Origin of the sequence: Streptomyces sp. NPDC051662 (assembly GCF_040681655.1) — a bacterium.
Taxonomy (GTDB): Bacteria; Actinomycetota; Actinomycetes; order Streptomycetales; family Streptomycetaceae; genus Streptomyces.
Map to the genome: position 1 here is coordinate 143,729 of NZ_JBFAZD010000019.1, position 15,575 is coordinate 159,303.

At 68.6% G+C, this 15,575-nt stretch carries 13 protein-coding genes and 2 pseudogenes; 10 read left to right on the forward strand and 5 right to left on the reverse strand.

The genetic code is table 11. The annotated features are described in order from the left end of the window. Positions 1-150: 150 nt before the first annotated feature. On the reverse strand, positions 151-303 hold the full coding sequence (locus tag AB0M67_RS28515; RefSeq protein ID WP_365750015.1) for a hypothetical protein: 153 nt from the start codon (positions 301-303) through the stop codon (positions 151-153). A gap of 733 nt (positions 304-1,036) precedes the next feature. Next, the gene (locus AB0M67_RS28520) at positions 1,037-1,987 is read right to left on the reverse strand and encodes an NADP-dependent oxidoreductase (protein ID WP_365750053.1); all 951 of its coding nucleotides are present in this window, start codon (positions 1,985-1,987) and stop codon (positions 1,037-1,039) included. Between the two features lie 84 nt (positions 1,988-2,071). Between AB0M67_RS28520 and AB0M67_RS28525 the strand changes: the two genes are divergently transcribed. The 4 genes and pseudogenes from AB0M67_RS28525 to AB0M67_RS28540 all read left to right on the forward strand — a co-directional run bounded on the left by AB0M67_RS28525 (position 2,072) and on the right by AB0M67_RS28540 (position 4,268). Next, complete coding sequence (locus AB0M67_RS28525; RefSeq protein WP_365750017.1) at positions 2,072-2,644, forward strand: helix-turn-helix domain-containing protein; 573 nt, start codon at positions 2,072-2,074, stop codon at positions 2,642-2,644. 101 nt (positions 2,645-2,745) lie between these two features. Then, positions 2,746-2,925, forward strand: a pseudogene (locus AB0M67_RS28530) (AMP-binding protein); the annotation flags it as partial. A gap of 32 nt (positions 2,926-2,957) precedes the next feature. Then, positions 2,958-3,866, forward strand: a pseudogene (locus tag AB0M67_RS28535) (AMP-binding protein); the annotation flags it as partial. 84 nt (positions 3,867-3,950) lie between these two features. Next, positions 3,951-4,268, forward strand: coding sequence for an acyl carrier protein (locus AB0M67_RS28540; RefSeq protein WP_365750055.1), 318 nt, complete (start codon positions 3,951-3,953; stop codon positions 4,266-4,268). 118 nt (positions 4,269-4,386) lie between these two features. Here the strand turns inward: AB0M67_RS28540 and AB0M67_RS28545 are convergent, their stop codons facing one another. After that, positions 4,387-5,337 carry an SMP-30/gluconolactonase/LRE family protein gene (locus AB0M67_RS28545; RefSeq protein WP_365750019.1) on the reverse strand — a complete coding sequence of 317 codons (951 nt, stop codon included), beginning with the start codon at positions 5,335-5,337 and terminating at the stop codon, positions 4,387-4,389. A gap of 332 nt (positions 5,338-5,669) precedes the next feature. Further along, a complete protein-coding gene (locus tag AB0M67_RS28550; protein WP_365750021.1) occupies positions 5,670-7,598 on the reverse strand; it encodes an HtaA domain-containing protein in 1,929 nt (642 codons plus the stop codon). An 816-nt stretch (positions 7,599-8,414) separates the two neighbouring features. Here AB0M67_RS28550 and AB0M67_RS28555 point away from each other — a divergent pair. Beyond that, positions 8,415-8,990, forward strand: a complete 576-nt coding sequence (locus AB0M67_RS28555) for a hypothetical protein (RefSeq protein ID WP_365750057.1) — start codon at positions 8,415-8,417, stop codon at positions 8,988-8,990. 141 nt (positions 8,991-9,131) lie between these two features. Further along, positions 9,132-9,677 carry an SUKH-4 family immunity protein gene (locus AB0M67_RS28560; protein WP_365750023.1) on the forward strand — a complete coding sequence of 182 codons (546 nt, stop codon included), beginning with the start codon at positions 9,132-9,134 and terminating at the stop codon, positions 9,675-9,677. 149 nt (positions 9,678-9,826) lie between these two features. Here AB0M67_RS28560 and AB0M67_RS28565 read toward each other — a convergent pair whose 3' ends face one another. After that, positions 9,827-9,955, reverse strand: a complete 129-nt coding sequence (locus AB0M67_RS28565) for a hypothetical protein (RefSeq protein WP_365750025.1) — start codon at positions 9,953-9,955, stop codon at positions 9,827-9,829. A 614-nt stretch (positions 9,956-10,569) separates the two neighbouring features. On the opposite strand from AB0M67_RS28565, the gene AB0M67_RS28570 reads away from it, so the two are divergent. The 4 genes from AB0M67_RS28570 (at position 10,570) to AB0M67_RS28585 (ending at position 15,259) form a co-directional block, all read left to right on the forward strand. Beyond that, positions 10,570-11,340 carry a CorA family divalent cation transporter gene (locus AB0M67_RS28570; protein ID WP_365750027.1) on the forward strand — a complete coding sequence of 257 codons (771 nt, stop codon included), beginning with the start codon at positions 10,570-10,572 and terminating at the stop codon, positions 11,338-11,340. Positions 11,341-11,489: 149 nt separating this feature from the next. Next, positions 11,490-12,197 carry an inorganic diphosphatase gene (locus tag AB0M67_RS28575; protein ID WP_365750029.1) on the forward strand — a complete coding sequence of 236 codons (708 nt, stop codon included), beginning with the start codon at positions 11,490-11,492 and terminating at the stop codon, positions 12,195-12,197. Positions 12,198-12,678: 481 nt separating this feature from the next. Next, complete coding sequence (locus AB0M67_RS28580) at positions 12,679-13,734, forward strand: sodium:calcium antiporter (RefSeq protein WP_365750031.1); 1,056 nt, start codon at positions 12,679-12,681, stop codon at positions 13,732-13,734. Between the two features lie 406 nt (positions 13,735-14,140). Further along, the gene (locus tag AB0M67_RS28585) at positions 14,141-15,259 is read left to right on the forward strand and encodes a serine hydrolase domain-containing protein (protein WP_365750033.1); all 1,119 of its coding nucleotides are present in this window, start codon (positions 14,141-14,143) and stop codon (positions 15,257-15,259) included. Positions 15,260-15,575: the final 316 nt, after the last annotated feature.

Sequence of the window (15,575 nt, forward strand, 5' to 3'; positions counted from 1 at the left end):
CCGACGAGATCGGGGATCTCCTCCGGGGACGTCCTGCGCACCGCTGAACTGGACGACGCCGAGCGGGCCGCGCTCGATCAGGGCATAGACGGGACGGCGCGGTCAGGGCTGCACCTCGCGCGTCAGCACCACACCCGGTGTGCACCGCGCTCACCGCGCCCGATGCCAGCCTTTCGACAGCACCCCGGCCATCCTGATACAACGCAAGACCCGCCGCGAGTACGACCGGTCGGCGGACATCTCGTGCACGCGCTTGGCCAGGATCTCCGCGTCCTGGGTGTCGGCCGCGAACTGGCCGAGCACGGATCCGTCCGGTCAGGAGATGGGCAGCACCGCGGCGGCGGGGCCCGGCCCGACGCCGTTGGAGACCTCGTTGAGGGCGTGCAGGGCACACGCGAGTGCAGGCCCCGCGGCCGGAGAGCCGTCCTGCGCGCAGGCGGCGCTGATTCAGCGTCCGTACTGCTCAGCGGGTATGGCGGGACTCTGTTGCTGTCTGGTCGGCCGTGCTGGCCGGGTTCCGGGGATGACGGAAGGTAATCCCATCCAGGACGGGGCCGAGGGGGCTTCACCCGTACGTGCTGCACGTCCTGGACAGTGCCTCAGTGACTCCAGATAACGAAGCCGAGCCGGGTCGGGCCGGACTTGTTCGCGACTAGGTCCCAGTCGCTACCCACCGGCGTCCAGCACGCCACCACGTCCTCTGGCGACCACTCCCGGCGCATGAACGCTCCCTCCCCTCCGCCGACTACTCGTTCCGCCTAACGAACCGGACGGACATGAAGCATCGGGAGGGCAGAAGAGAGCGGCAGCTACTTTGCACCGGGGGTCAGAGATAGGAGACCGGGGCCTCGATCCCCGCGAGTTCGCGGAAACTGAAGCTTCTTCAGCGGGAACCCGAGGGTCCAGGGACGCCATTCTCGGGGTTGACCCGTGGGTTCGCGGCGAACACGCGGGAGCGGCTTTGAGGTCGGCCTGGAAAAGAGGCCTGCCCCGCTCCTCGTCGAGGTGGTCTCGCTTTGTCAGGCCGGCAGGGCGATCACAGGACGAGCATGAGCTTGCCGCCGGGTCGGCGGGACTGGCTGAGCTCGGCCGCTTCCTGGATCTGGTCGAGCCTGTAGGTGCGGGCGACCGGTACGACCAGGATGCCTCCGCCGGCGAGCCGGGCGAACTCGTCCATCTGCTCATAGCGGATCTCGGTGGTGATCCGGACGCCCAGCTCGGCCGCGGCGGCGAAGTCCGAGACGGTGAGGACACGGTCGGGATCCCCGGTCAGCTCGATCAGGGTCGGTAGTGAGCCGCCGGCCGGGCTGGGCTGGTCGGCGCGGTCGATCCGGCCCCCGGTCGGCGCCGCGTCGAGGGCACGATCGATGCGGCCTCCGGACAGTGCCCTGACACGTCCTGCCATGCCCTCGCCGTAGGCGGCAACCTGGGCGCCGATCTCACCCAGAGCTGCTGCCCGGGTCTGCCCGGCGGTGGCGATCACCCGAATACCCCGGTGCAGCGCGAAGCGCACCGCCGCCTCACCCACGGTGGTACCCGCGCCGTGGACGAGCAGCAGCTCACCCGGCTGGACGCCAAGGTCGTCGAGCGCGCGCCACGCCGTCTCGGCCGCCATCGGCAACGCGGCGGCCTGCTCGACGGTGACGCCTTCGGGGATACGTGCCCAGGCCGGCATCAGCGCGTACTCGGCAGCACCGGCCGTCGGACCGTCGAAGGTGGCCGGGCCGAACACGCGGTCGCCGATCCGGACGCCGGTGACGCCCTCACCGAGCGCGTCGACCGTGCCCGCGATCTCCAATCCGAGCCCGCGCGGCAGCGACGGCAGATGGTCGGCGAGGAGACCGTCGACGACGTGCCAGTCGGCCGGTGTCAGACCGCACGCCCGCACGGCGATCCGGATCTGACCGGGTCCCGGCTCCGGCTGTGGGACGTCGCGGAGCACGATCACGTCCGGGGACCCGAACCGGTCGAACTGAAGAGCCTTCATGACGATCTCCCGAATGATGACAGCATCTGTTGTCATCGACAATATCATCGTGACAACAGATGCTGTTGTCGTACCCTGGTGGGCATGCCGAGATGGGAATCCGACGCACAAGGCCGGCTCGAGCGCGCGGCGCTCGAGCTGTTCGAGACACAGGGGTTCGAGCGCACCTCGGTCGCGCAGATCGCGGGCGCCGCCGGCCTGAAGGAGCGCTCCTTCTACCGTTACTTCCCCGACAAGCGGGAAGTCCTCTTCGCTGGTAACGAACTCGAGGCCCACCTCGTCGCCCAGGTCGAGTCGGCCGACCCGGGCCTCACGCCGATCGAGGCGCTGCTGACCGCGCTGGGAACCGCCGAGGAGATCTTCCGCCCGCGCGAGTTCCTGCTGCGCCGGGGAAGAGTGATCGCCGCCAACCCGGCACTGGCTGAGCGCGATCTGATCAAGCTCGCCGACATCGCCGACGCGCTGGCGCCGGCGCTTGAGCGCCGCGGCGTCGAGCCCGGCAAGGCACGCTTCATCATCGACGTGGTGCTGGCGATCCACCGGCGCGCCATGCCTCGCTGGCTAGCCAAGCCGGACACCACCCTCGCTCAGCTCATGGCCCAGGCCGCCGCCGAGCTGCGTGAGGCGGTCGCGCTGCCGGCTCCGACGGCCCGCTGAGTCGGCCCCCGATTCCCGAAGCTGTCCACAGCGGACACGACGGTGTCCCGTCCCGGGTCGGCTGACATGGCCCCTTTTGGGCTCACCTCGGTCACACCCGCATAGCGGTCCGTCTCGACGAGGAGGACGGTGGCGGCGGAGCGGAGCCGTGGCCGCCCGGCGGACAGGAGTGGCGGCCGGCCCGAGTGCGGCCCGGCGACCTGGCCTATGTCCTGCACACCTCCGGCTCGACCGGCGAGCCCAAGGCCGTGGCCGTCCCGCACCAGGCCCTGGCCAACCACGCGTCGGGCATGCTCGCCGGCTCTCCCTCACCACGCGTGACCGGGTGCTGCACTTCGCGCAGCTCTCCTTCGACGTGGCGGCCGAGGAGATCTTCCCCACTCTGCTGGCCGGGGCCTGTGTGGTGGTCAGTCCCGACCCGCCCGCGCCCTCCGAAGCCACGGCCCTGCTGGACCGGGAGCGCATCACCGTGGCCAACCTCCCGGCCGGTTACTGGCAACGGTGGTCGGCCACCCTCTTTCCCTCGGAACATTTCCCGCTGCCCGCGCTGCGGCTGATGGTCGTCGGCAGTGAGCGGGTCGACGCCGCCTCGGTGGCGGCGTGGACGCGGCACAGCGGGGTGTCATTGCTCAACGCCTACGGGCTCACCGAGACCACGATCACCTCCCTGGTCCACCGGGTGCCCGACGGCTTCGCGGACGCGGTCGTTCCGGTCGGCATCCCGCTGGACGGCGTCACCGCCTACGTCCTCGACGGTGAGCTGCGCCAGGTCGGCGCCGGGGAGGAGGGCGAGCTGTACATCGGCGGCGTGGGTCTGGCGCACGGGTACCTCGGCCGGTGCGCCCTGACCGCCGACCGCTTCGTTCCGGATCCCCGGTCGGACGTGCCGGGTGCCCGCATGCACCGCACCGGCGACCGTGCCCGGCCGCGCGCGGACGGCTCCATCGAGGTACTCGGCCGGCTCGACGACCAGATGGAGGTGAGCGGCCACCGCGTCGAACCGGCCCGTGTGGAGGCCGCCTTGACCGCCCATCCGGCGGTGGCGCAGGCGGCCGTGGCGGTGAGTGAGGCAGCGGACGGCACCCCGCGCCTGGTCGGATACGTGGTACGGCGGGACGGTATCCCGGACGTTCCTGGGGACCTGCGCGCCCACCTGGCCGGGCTGCTGCCGTTCCATCTCGTGCCCACGACACTCCTCGCGCTGCCGGAGCTGCCGGTGACCACCGCGGGGAAGATCGACCGCCGGGCCCTGCCCTGCCCGGCGACGACGGCTCCACGACCCGACGGCACACCGCCGGCCACCGCGATGGAGAACGGGATCAGGGACATCTGGCGGCGGGTGCTGGGCATCGAGGACGTCGGCGTGCACGACAACTTCTTCGACGTGGGCGGCACATCGTTCAGCCTGGCCACGGTGCACACCCATCTCATCGGCCGGCTCGGCACCGACGTACCACTGGTCACTCTGTACGAGCACCCCACCATCGCCTCCCTCGCCGAGCGGCTGTCCCACCCGGCGGGCGAGCGGACGGCCAGGCCGCCCGCCCCACCGGCACGCACCGGCGAGGCCCCCCGGGGCCGGGCGGGCCTGAACCGCCTGAACCGCATGCGTCGCGGCCGCTGAAGGCCCGCCACAGCCGGCCGTGGCGGGCCTTCGACGTCGGGAGCCTCGGAGCTGCGCGCCTCAGCCGACCTGCGCGGCGGAGTCGTCGGTCCCGCGCGTCGTCCGGAGCGCCCCCGCGTCAGAGGGAAACGGCGACACCGTTGAACGTCGTCTCCGGCGTCTGGGGGCTGGTGAAGCGGGCGTTGACGAGGTAGAGGCGATCGCCCCAGCGTGCGGCCGTGGTGGGGACATCGAAGCGGGGGTCGGTGATCGTACGGCGCAGAGTGGCGGAGCGGACCTTGGCGTCGAGATCGAACACGCTGATGAGGTTCAGCCGGTTCTGCACGACGTACAGCGTACGACCGATGCGGACGAGACCGTCGCCGTTCAGGACGTTGTCCGCGCCGCTCAGCGCGATCTCGGTGGCGCGACCGGTCCTGAGGTCCACGTGGTAGAGCGTGCCGGATGTGCTGCTGACGACGATCAGCCCCCGGCCGTCGGGGGTGGCCACGATGCCATTGGCGTTGTTCACATCGGGCAGCTGGACCCAGTCACCGCTGAGCGGCAGTCTGAGGACCTCTCCGCCGCGGCCGCGCGGTACGCCGTGGAGCACGCTGTCGCGCGAGTCGGTGAACCAGGCGCGACCGCCGAGCAGGATGACATCGTTGATGAAATGGCCGGTCGGGTCGGTGAGTTGGTACGTGGTCACGAGCTCGCCGGTTCGGGAGTCGATGACCCGCGCGGAACCCCCGCCGCCTCCGGCGACGTAGAGCAGGCCGTCATGGTCGAGTTTGAGCCCGATGGCCACGGTGCCGGCGGCCCCCGCGTGGATGAACCCGCCCTTGCCGGTGCGCAGATCGGTTCGGTAAATGGCACCGTTGGCGCGCGATCCCATGTAGGCGTACGGCTTCTCGCCGATGCTGATTCCCTCGGGGAGAAGACCGTCGGGAAGCGGGAACTCGGTCGGGTACGCGCGAGCCGGGGCGCCGGAAGCGGCGTTCGCCGTGCCGGCGTTGGCCGCTACCGCGAGCGCGGCGGCGGCGCCGGCGAGAAGCGTGCGTCGGGACGGGCGGGGGTGGTTCTGGGACATGGTTCCGGGCCTCCAGGCAGTGTCGGATGGGACTCGGCGGACTCAGTGGTTCAACGTTCCATTAACTCGGTCAACGGCGTCAACTCCGCTGCGCCTCCTGCTCGTTCGTCACAAGCTCGCACCTATGAGTTCCCTTTGAATTCCGTTGTGCCCCACCCGCGCTCAGGTCCGGCGGGAGTGCCGCGTCCCGGAGGAAGGTGAACTGCCCTGTGTCGCGGGCCTTCTCCGTGCGGTGGCTCCGTGGTGCCGTGCCTCGGGTCCGTGCTCCGGGGCAGCCGGTCGGCGCTCGCTGGTGACCGGCCGCCCGGGGCCGGTGTACGGCCGGGCGCGGGTCAGCGGACGTCGACCCGGTCGCTGGAGCTGGTGACGCCCAGGCGGGACGAGGTGGCCTTGAACTCGGCCTTCCAGGCGCCGTCCTTCTTGGCGGTGAACCCCTTGGAGAACATGCCGCGGCTGTTGGTGCGCACCGTGGACTGCTTGGTCCATGTGCGGGAGCCGTCGGCCTTGAACAGGATGTCCACGGACTGGGCGGCCGCGTTCTTCCAGGTGCCGTTCAGGCTACGCAGGGTGCCCGTCACCGTGATGGTCCGCCCCTTGCGGACCGGCTCGGGGCCCGCGTTGAAGCCGGAGATGGCGGTCCGCAGCTTGACGTCCACGTAGTCGCTGGAGCTGACGGCCGCGGCGCGGTCGGCGGTTCCGGCATAACGGGCCCGCCACTGGCTGTCCTTGGTGGCGGTGACCGACGCCGAGAAGGTGCCCGTGCCGCTGGTGGTGACCGTGGTGGCCCTGCTCCAGGTCCGGCTGCCCGAGGGCAGGGTCTCGATCACGACGGACGTCCGGGCCGGCGGGCGCCAGACGTCGTCCGTCGCCCCAGCGGTCTGGAGGGTACCGGTCACCTTCAGCGTGCCGCCCTTGCCGACCGGCTCGGGCGAGGCGTTGAAGGAGACGATCCGGGTGGGAACGGCGGACACGGTGAGCGTGGCGGACGACGTGGCCGTCGCACCCGACTCGTTGACGAACACGGCGCGGTAGCGGTGAGCGTTGAGCGCGCCGGTCGCCTTCACCGACAGGGTGGTGGAGGTGGCACCGGGGACGGCGCTCCAGGTCGCGCCCCGGTCGGTACTGCGCTCCCAGCGGACCGAGTCGGCGCCGCTCGCGGCGGCGGAGAAGACGGCGGTGGCGCCCGAGCGGACGGTACGCGAGCTGGGCTGGGTGGTCACGGTGGCGGCGCCGAACTTCAGCGGCTGGGCGACATCCTGGGCCCGTGAGGACATCCAGGTGCGGTCACCGCCGTCGTGCGAGTTGAAGCTGGTGACGAAGCAGGCGGTGGTACGGCAGTCCACGACGGGGGCGCCGGAGGGCGTGAACGTCTCGGTGAGCTTCATCGTCACGGTGAACGTGCCGTCGGCGCCGACTTGACGAACGTACGCCGCGTTGCCGAAGACACTGGGGTACGTGGTGCCGGGCATGGCTATGGACTGGGCCAGGTACACCCCGCGGCCGGGCTGGTAGCCCTTGCCGGTGACCGTGACCCGGGTCTCGGCCCCCAGCCCGGCGACCTGGCTGACCGTCAGGGTGGGGACGCCGACCGTACCGTCGACGGCGACGGTCTCCAGCGCGGTGCCGGCCGCGTACATGGGCCGGCCCTGGTAGGTGAAGATCTTCGAGCCCTCGTCGGTGAGGGTGGCCGTGATGCCGGTCCAGTCGAGGGTGGCGCCGTCCAGGGCGCCGGCGGACGCGGTGAGCGCGGCGAGCGGCACGCCTTCCGTGGTCACGGGGGCCTCACCGGCGACGAGGTCGGTGGTCACGTCCATGTGGAGTGTGCCCTTGCCGTCCTTGAGGACGACCCGGGGGTTGGCGAGGGTGATCGCCGTGATGCCGTGCCCGGGTACGGAGTAGGTGACCGAACCACCGAAGCGCACATCGGCGGCGCGCCGGGCAGGGTGCACCGAGCCGTGCTTGACGGGGTAGCTGATCAGACCGGCCGAATCCTTGGTTGCGCCGCCGTCCACGTTCACCGAGCCACCCATGCCCGTGACATACCGGACCCAGGACGCCTTGAAGCCCCAGGCGGTCTGCCCGGTCACCAGGATCGGGGCGGCGGCGGACGAGGTCCCGCTGTCCTGCGCCGACGCGGCGGCGGGGGCGGCGGCGAGGACTCCCAGCGCGGCGGAAGCGGGAACGGCGAGGACACCGGCGCCCACCGACACGACGGTCAGAGCGGCGAGGGCGGCCAGACGGCCGCTGCGGGGCATGGACATGCGCTGCATGTCTCCTTCGGGAGAGGGAGCACGGCACACCGATGCGCGGAGCCGTGCCCTGGATTCGGACAGGAAGGGGAGACCGGCTTCTCGGAGTGGGGCCCGAAGACGACCAGAGTCATGTTAGGTGAGCCTTACCTAAGTTGTCACCACGGGTTTCTTCAGTGCTCACTCCCGACCCCCTCGCGACAGTCGGCGCAGTGACGCGGACAGGACGGCCGGTGTGGGTCAGCTGTCGGAGTTATCCGGGGTCCGGGCGAGGCGTTCCGCTGTGCGTCGCGGGACAGCTCCATGCCCAGGAGCAGTTCGATGCCACGGCCGCGGTATTCCTCCCGTACCCCCAGGACCATGACCCGCAGCCGGTCGATCCTCCGACGTGGTTCGGGGTGTGCCCGGCCGCGCGCGGTGACGCGGCGCCCGGCCCTGGTGGCCGCTGGGGCACTCGCCCTCCTGGTGCTGCTGGCGGCTCCGGTGACCCAGGTACGGTTCGGCATGTACGACGACCGAATCCTCCCGGCGACGTCACCCGTCGCCGAGACCTCCCAGCGGCTGCGCGCGGAGTTCGTGTCGCAATGGGGGGACGCGGCGAGCGTGGTGCCCGAACTCCAGCGACTCCTGACGCTCATCATGCCGATGCGAATACCCGAGAACCGGGACCTCGGCTTCCATCTACGCTGGCCCGAATGGCGACGACGTCATCAAGCCAGGACACGATGGCACCACCACCGCAATCGCCAAGCGCATGACACCAGCCATAACGACCCGACCGCCTGCGCTGCCAAGTACCGGCGCCCCCACGACGAAGGAGGCCGACTCATGCCCGATGACGAGCGACCGGAAGCACTCTTGATCGGAGGACGAGCCGGAGTCGGGAAGACCACCGCCGGCTGGGAGGTCTCGGCGCAACTCCAAGCCGCACAGATCGCCCACGCGCTGGTCGAAGGCGACAACCTGGACCAGATCTTCCCCGCACCCCCCGAAGACCCATCCCGCTCCCGGATCACAGAGGCGAACCTGGCGGCCCTGTGGCGCAACTACTCAACCCTCGGCTGCCGAAGGCTGATTTACACGAACACGGTCTCCGTCCTCGAACCCGACCTGATCGCCCGGGCCATAGGCGGCACCCCGCGCATCATCGCAGTGCTACTGACCGCCAACGACGCCACCGCCCAGCAGCGTCTGAGCGGCCGCGAGATCGGCAGCCAACTCGACGCCCACCTGACCCGCGGCGCGAGAATGGCCTCCCACCTGGAGACCACCGCTCCAGCGTGGGTCCATCGCATCCCCACCGACGGACGCAACGCCGTCGACATCGCCCGCGACATCATCACCGCAACAGGCTGGGCAACCCTTCATGCCCAGAAAGCAGGTCTCGAACGACAACTGAAGTAATAGGGGCCGCAACTACGCGGTAGGGCGCCATGTCGACCCCGGCGACAGAGGGGAAAGCATACTCGTCGGCTGCAGTGAACCAATCAAGCTCCACTCGGAACGCTCAATTGGTTACCGAGGGCAAATAGGTAAGGCCTGTCCATGCATCACGCAATCACGCCCGAAGAACTGATCGGTCGCTACGGAATCACCGGCGTTGTCTATTTTCCGCGTTACGAAACCGACGCATATCTCCATGAGAACACGGCGAATTTTCTGAGTTCTATCGGATTGCCGCACGATGAGCAATTCATGACGCGAGCCGAGGGCGCACCGATCTCGCTCTCGGAGAAATATGCGCATCACGCCGAGGAACTTCCCTCGCAGTGCGAGAACTGGCTTGAGCTGGGCTGGTTCTCATACATGGTCATCGCACTGAACCCGGCGGACGGGATGGTGTATGCGTTCCCGGAAGGGGATCCCCTTGACTCGTATGTGCACCTCCATCGGGATGTGGAGTCGCTCGTCCACACTCTTCTTGCTTTTCAGGAGTTCACAGACGCCTGTCGTTCAGATGCAGACCTTGATCAACTGGAAACCCATTTCAAAGAGAAGATCAACTCCTTCGATCCGATCCCGTTTGCAGCCGAGGAATCGGAGTGGGCGCGGATCATCGAAGAAATCCTGGAGGAGTCATGGTCCGCGTAGGGATTCGATCGCTGAGTCTGAGTTCATCTCCGTGGTGAAGTAAACAGCGACTCCGGCGGAAGCCGTCCGCCGGCTCCAAGCGAAATCGGATCGCGTAACGCGGTCAGGGGCCGGCACGCTGCCTCCCGCGGTTCATCCGGAAGTACTGCTCATCGGTGGGCGTGACCGCCGACCAACTCCAGCGCCTCGTACAACTGGCAAACCTCTGCCAATGCCTGGGGAGCGACGACCTCGGCGTCGACCTGCGTGAACTCGCCGACGACTGGCACCTCCCGCACTGCGGCAGACTCCTCGTCCCGCGCACACCGCCCAGCGTCCGGTTGTCCGGCGGGATACGGGCCGACCTGGATGCCGGAGCCTTTGCCGTCCTCGCCCCTGGCACCCCAGCACCGGCCGTCCCCGGAGGACAACCCGGGAGACTGGGAGTGGCATCGCCGCGCTCGCGCCGAGAGCGTCCGCTTAGGGATGGTCACTTGAGCTGATCCGGTTGACTCGTCGTTAGGTCGGCCTGGTCTGCGCGCGTCCGACCACATCCAGCATGTGCTTGCTCGCCACACGGTGTGTACTATGGCTGCCGCGAAGGGGAGTAGCCCTGTGATACCGGTCGTCGACATACTGGAACCTTTTGATGGGTTCCCGGTGGCCGGGCCCGTGCCGTAGCGGTATGGGTGGGCGAGACCTTCGGCCCTTTGTCGACGACGTATGCGAGTCGGCGGGGTCGAAGCTTCCGCCTTTGCCCTTGAGCGGTCGTCCTCGAAGCCCCCGCCGGTAGCGCGGGAAGGCCCGGACGAGACCCGTGAGGCACTTCGCACTTCACGCCAGCCATGTGCGCTCGCATACTCACCCCGCACGCCTGGCCGTGGCGGGCCACGTACGCGTTGCAGGTGCAGCCATGACGGGCCACGACACCACCCCCTCCGGCGCGGTGGTGACCTGCGCCCTGTACGAACCGGGCCGCCAAAGGCCCGAGTTGCTTCCGCTGCACCGGGCCGTGCCAGCGGTTCGTGCTAAGCGGGACCGATGCGTATGGGTCGGCCTGCACGCCCCCAGTGCCGGCCGGTTCCAGTCCGTCGCGGACGCCTTCGACCTGCACCCACTCGCCGTCGAGGACGCCTTGCACGCGCACCAGCGGCCCACGCTGGAGCGCTATGGCCGCGCCTTGTTCCTCGTCCCCAAATCCGCTGTCGTCGCCCAGCACGACGACATCCATTCCGACACGGAAGACGACCTCATCGCCGCTGGGGAGGTCATGGTCTTCATGGGCGAGGGCTTCATCGTCGTCGTCCGTCACGGGCCTTCCAGTCATCTCGTGGGCGTGCGCAAGCGGCTCGGTGCCCGGCCCGAACTTCTCGCCCACGGGCCCGCCGTGGTGCTGTGGGCCTTGACCAGCACGCTGGTGGACCAGTATCTGGAAGTCGTCCCGTGGCTGGCGGCGCGTGTCGACCGGGCCGAGGCCGACACGTACACGGCTGAGCACAGCAGGGACATCGGCCGGATCTACCAGCTCAGGCGTGAGCTCCTGAATCTGCGCGGAGCGGTCGCCCCGCTCGAGGCGCCGCTGCGGCAAAACGGCCCCGGCCGTATCAGCGCCATCGCCATCGGAGCCACTGTCCTGGCGTGCTCGCTCATCCACCGCGCTTTACGCCGCCGGCACTGGCTCTGACCCACCGCCTCGGCGCCGATCAGCCGACCAGTCCCGGGTCGTGAGAGCCCGCACACCTCAACTTCGAATCGTCACCACGGAGTCGAGATCCGTACACCTACAGCTGTCACATTCACTGTCGTCATTGAGGCGTTTAGTTAGGATTTGTCATGTCAAGACCGTTTCTCCGTTCCGCAGCCATGATCGCCACTCCGGTCATCGCCGTCCTCGCCGTGGGGGCAGTGACGTCATCCGGTGCGACGACCGCGTCGAATTCCGCCACGAACTCGTCTGCGGCAGCGGACTGCTGGCCGTCAACCCCGGGCGGGTACGTGCACCCCCTGGCCTTCCCGCAGCCGGCGGCCAAGGACATCCCGAAGGACGGTTTCAACGTCGTCGTGGAGATACCGCAGGACAGCATCACGAAGTACGAGATCGACCCGGAGACGGGCCAGTTCGTCGTCAACCGCTTCATGTCGATGCCGGTCGCCTACCCCGCCAACTACGGCTCTGTGCCGCAGTCCGTGGGCGGCGACGGGGACCCGCTCGACGGGCTGGTCCTGACCCGCGAGCCCCTGAAGTCCGGCGCGGTCATCAACGTACGGGCGATCGGTGTACTGAAGATGGTCGACGACGGTGAGGCCGACGAGAAGATCATCTCCGTCCCGGTCGACGACGTGGACCCCACCTACTCCGAGGTCAAGGACATCAAGGACCTGCCGTCCATGGAACGGCAGCGGATCGAGGCGTTCTTCAACGTCTACAAGCAGCTCGGCAGCACCAAGGAGGTCGAGCTGAACGGCTACGACAACGCCTCCAAGGCCACGCGTCTCGTCAAGGACAGCGTGAACAACTACCAGGCGAAGTGCTCGCCCTGACACTCACGGACCGGACGAGCCCGGCCTGACTGCGGCGAAGCCCCCCGCTGCCACCGCTGCGGCTCACACTGTTCCGCGCCACCCCCAGCGGCGCGGAACCGTGCCCGACTCGGCTGCGATGAACGCCCCCGCCGGTTCTTCAGGCCCCACCCCGTTGCGCGCCGGCTCCGGCCTCGGGACCACCGCAACGCCAGGGTAAAGAATCGACAATTCATCGGATACTTCGCGTTTACCGCAGTTGAATTATGTGTAGGATGAACAACCGCGAAGGGGAGTAACCCCGCAAACCGGTCGTCGACATGCTGGAATCCCGAGCGGGGTTCCCGGTGGCCGGGCCCACATCTGTCAGGGATGAGGGCGGGTGAGACCTTCGGCCCTTTGTCGATGACAACTAGTGCATCGGCGGGGCCGAAGTCGTACCGCCGCCCCGCGCTGGTCGTCCTTCGGTGTCCCGCCGACACCGGAAGGACGACCGAGTCCCGTGATCCATTTCGTTTTGCTCATCGTGTGCGCGGTGGCGATCTACCTCTCGTGTGAGTGGTTCGTCAACGCGGTCGAGTGGCTGGGCCAAAGGCTCAAGGTCGGCAAGATGGCCGTCGGCACGGTCCTCGCTGCCTTCGGCACGGCCCTGCCCGAATCCGTGGTCACCCTTGTCGCGGTCACCACCGGCACGACCGAGGAGGCCAAGAACATCGGCGTCGGTGCTGCGATGGGCGGCCCCCTCGCGCTGGCCACCGTCGCCTACGGCGTGACCGGAGCGGTGCTCCTGCTCAAGCGCCGCAGGGAACGCCTGCTCGTCCTGGCCGATACCGGCATGCCGCCCAGCGGCCCCGACAGCGGTGAGGCGCTGGGCGAAGAGAAAGACATGAAGCGCCTGGCCAAGGACCAGCAGTGGTTCCTGCCGATCTTCATCGTGAAGGTCTCGCTCGGCCTGGTCGCCTTCGCCTTCAAGCCCGCCCTCGGCGTGCTGTTCTTCGCCGCCTACGCCGTCTACTTCTGGCGCGAGATCCGCAGCAGCCGCGCGGACGAGGGCGACGAGGAGGACGAGGAACTGGAGCCGCTGAAGTTCCAGCCCAAGAAGGCGTCTCCCGCCACCTGGGCCGTGGTCGCGCAGACCCTGGCCAGCCTCGGCGTGATCTTCCTCGCCGCGCACTACTTCGTGGCACAGCTCGATGTCATCGGCCCGATGCTCGGCCTGTCCGCCACCGTGACCGCCCTGCTCCTGTCCCCGATCGCCACCGAACTCCCGGAGATCATGAACGCGGTCATCTGGGTACGCCAAGGAAAGATCAAGCTGGCGCTGGCGAACATCTCCGGCTCGATGATGATCCAGGCCACCGTCCCCAGCGGCATCGGCCTGCTGTTCACCACGTGGCACTTCGACGGCGCCCTCTTGTGGTCCGGGATCATCACGATGGCCGCGATCGTCTACCTCCTGGCCACCATGCGCGCCCACAAGCTCACTCCTGCCCGCCTCGCGACGGCAGCCGGCTTCTACGTCGTGTTCGCCGTGGGTCTGATCCCGATCCTGTCCTGACGCTCCTGCCCCGTCCGATGCCGCCCGAGCCCCCGACGTTCGTCCTGCACAGCGATCGAGTCGCGTACCCCAATGAGCGGTCGAGTCGTCGCGGGGCTCCGGGCGGCCAAGTCCTCTGAGCCATCAAACGGCGACAAGCTCACCGCCACACCCAGCCCCCCCCCAGGCCCGCTGATCTTACGAAGAACCAGCTCAGGCCCATGCTTGGAAGGTAGGACAAGCCGAGAAGGCGTTACTGGTGCGGGATATGGATGCCGGCCGCACGCAGGTTCGGCTCGACCAGGGCGTTCAACCGGGCGATGGAGGTTGACCTTGACCTCGGGTCAGGGTGCACGCTCATCGCGAGGCCGCCTCGAAAGGGGCCGGTAGCCACCAGGGCCAACTGTCGCGAGATAGAGGAATGACCATGAGCGAGTCCCTCCACACCACAGAGAACTCCGCTGCCGGACAGGACCGCCCGGAGCTGCAGAAGGCCATCCAGCAGATCGTCGATTCCGGTCTCGCCGGGGTGTCGCTGCGCGTGAACGATGAGCGGGGCGAGTGGGTCGGCAGTGCCGGGGCGGCCAGGCTGGGCGAGGCTGCCAAGCCGCCGGTCAACGGGTACGTCCGGATCGGCAGCAACACCAAGACCTTCACCGCGACCCTGGTGCTGCAGCTGGTGGCCGAAGGAAGAATCGACCTGGACACCCCGGCGGCCGACTACTTGCCCGAGTTCGCCCTTGACCGGCGGATAACGGTGCGGATGCTGTTGCAGCACACCAGCGGAGTGTTCAACTTCACCGGCGAGCTCTTCGAGGACGGGACGGTCGTAGCGGGGATCCCCTCCACCATCTCTGGCCAGGAGTGGGTGGACAACCGCTTCAAGACCTACCCGCCGGAGGAGTTGGTACGGCTGGCGCTGTCCAAGCCGGCGCGGTTCGAGCCAGGGACGGGCTGGAGCTATTCCAACACCAACTACGTGCTGGCCAGGCTGCTGGTCGAGAAGGTCTCCGGCCGCTCGTGCGCCGAGGAGACGCAGGAGCGGATCCTGGGTCCGCTCGGCCTGTCGGACACCGTGGTGCCGTACACCTCGCCGGAGATCCCCGAGCCGCACGCCCACGCCTACTACCGATACGAGGAAGCCGGCCGGCAGAAGACGGTCGACATCACCCGCCAGAACCCCTCCTGGATCTCCGCCGGCGGAGACATGATCTCCACCACCCAGGACCTCCACACGTTCATCTCCGCGCTGGCCGGCGGCAAGCTCCTGCCGGCCGGGCTGCTGGCCGAGATGCGCACACCGCATCCCGAGAGCGGCTTCGGCCTGGGGCTGCGTGTGCAGGACGCGGGCCCCAACGGCGGCACCCTCCTCTTCCACAACGGCGGCGCCGCGGGCCACGCGGCGCTGATGTACAGCACGCTCGACGGCAGCAAGACCCTCACCGCCTCGCTCAACTATGTGGACGACGCCACGATGTCCCTGGCCGGGGCGTTCCTGAAGGCGATGGAGAGGCTCGTCGATGAGGTGTTCGGCGGCGAGCATTGACGGCGTAAAGGGCCCGCACAGGGTTCTTGCCGTTTGAAGCACGGGGATTCTCAGGACGGGCTTGGCGGGCCGGTGCGGACAGTGTGCCGCGCCGTACATTCGATCACGATCTCGTTCTTCGGAAACGTCGCGCACCGTGGCTCTGGGGCGTTTGGTCATGGTCGCCGACCCGTCGGCCGAACTGCGCAGGAGACTGTGATGACCAACCGAAGCCGACCGGCCTGGCGCAGCGCGGCAAACGGTGCGCGACGTGACCTACGGACTGCTCCGCGCACAGGGCCTGACTACGTGCTTCGGAAATCTGGGCTCGACGGAG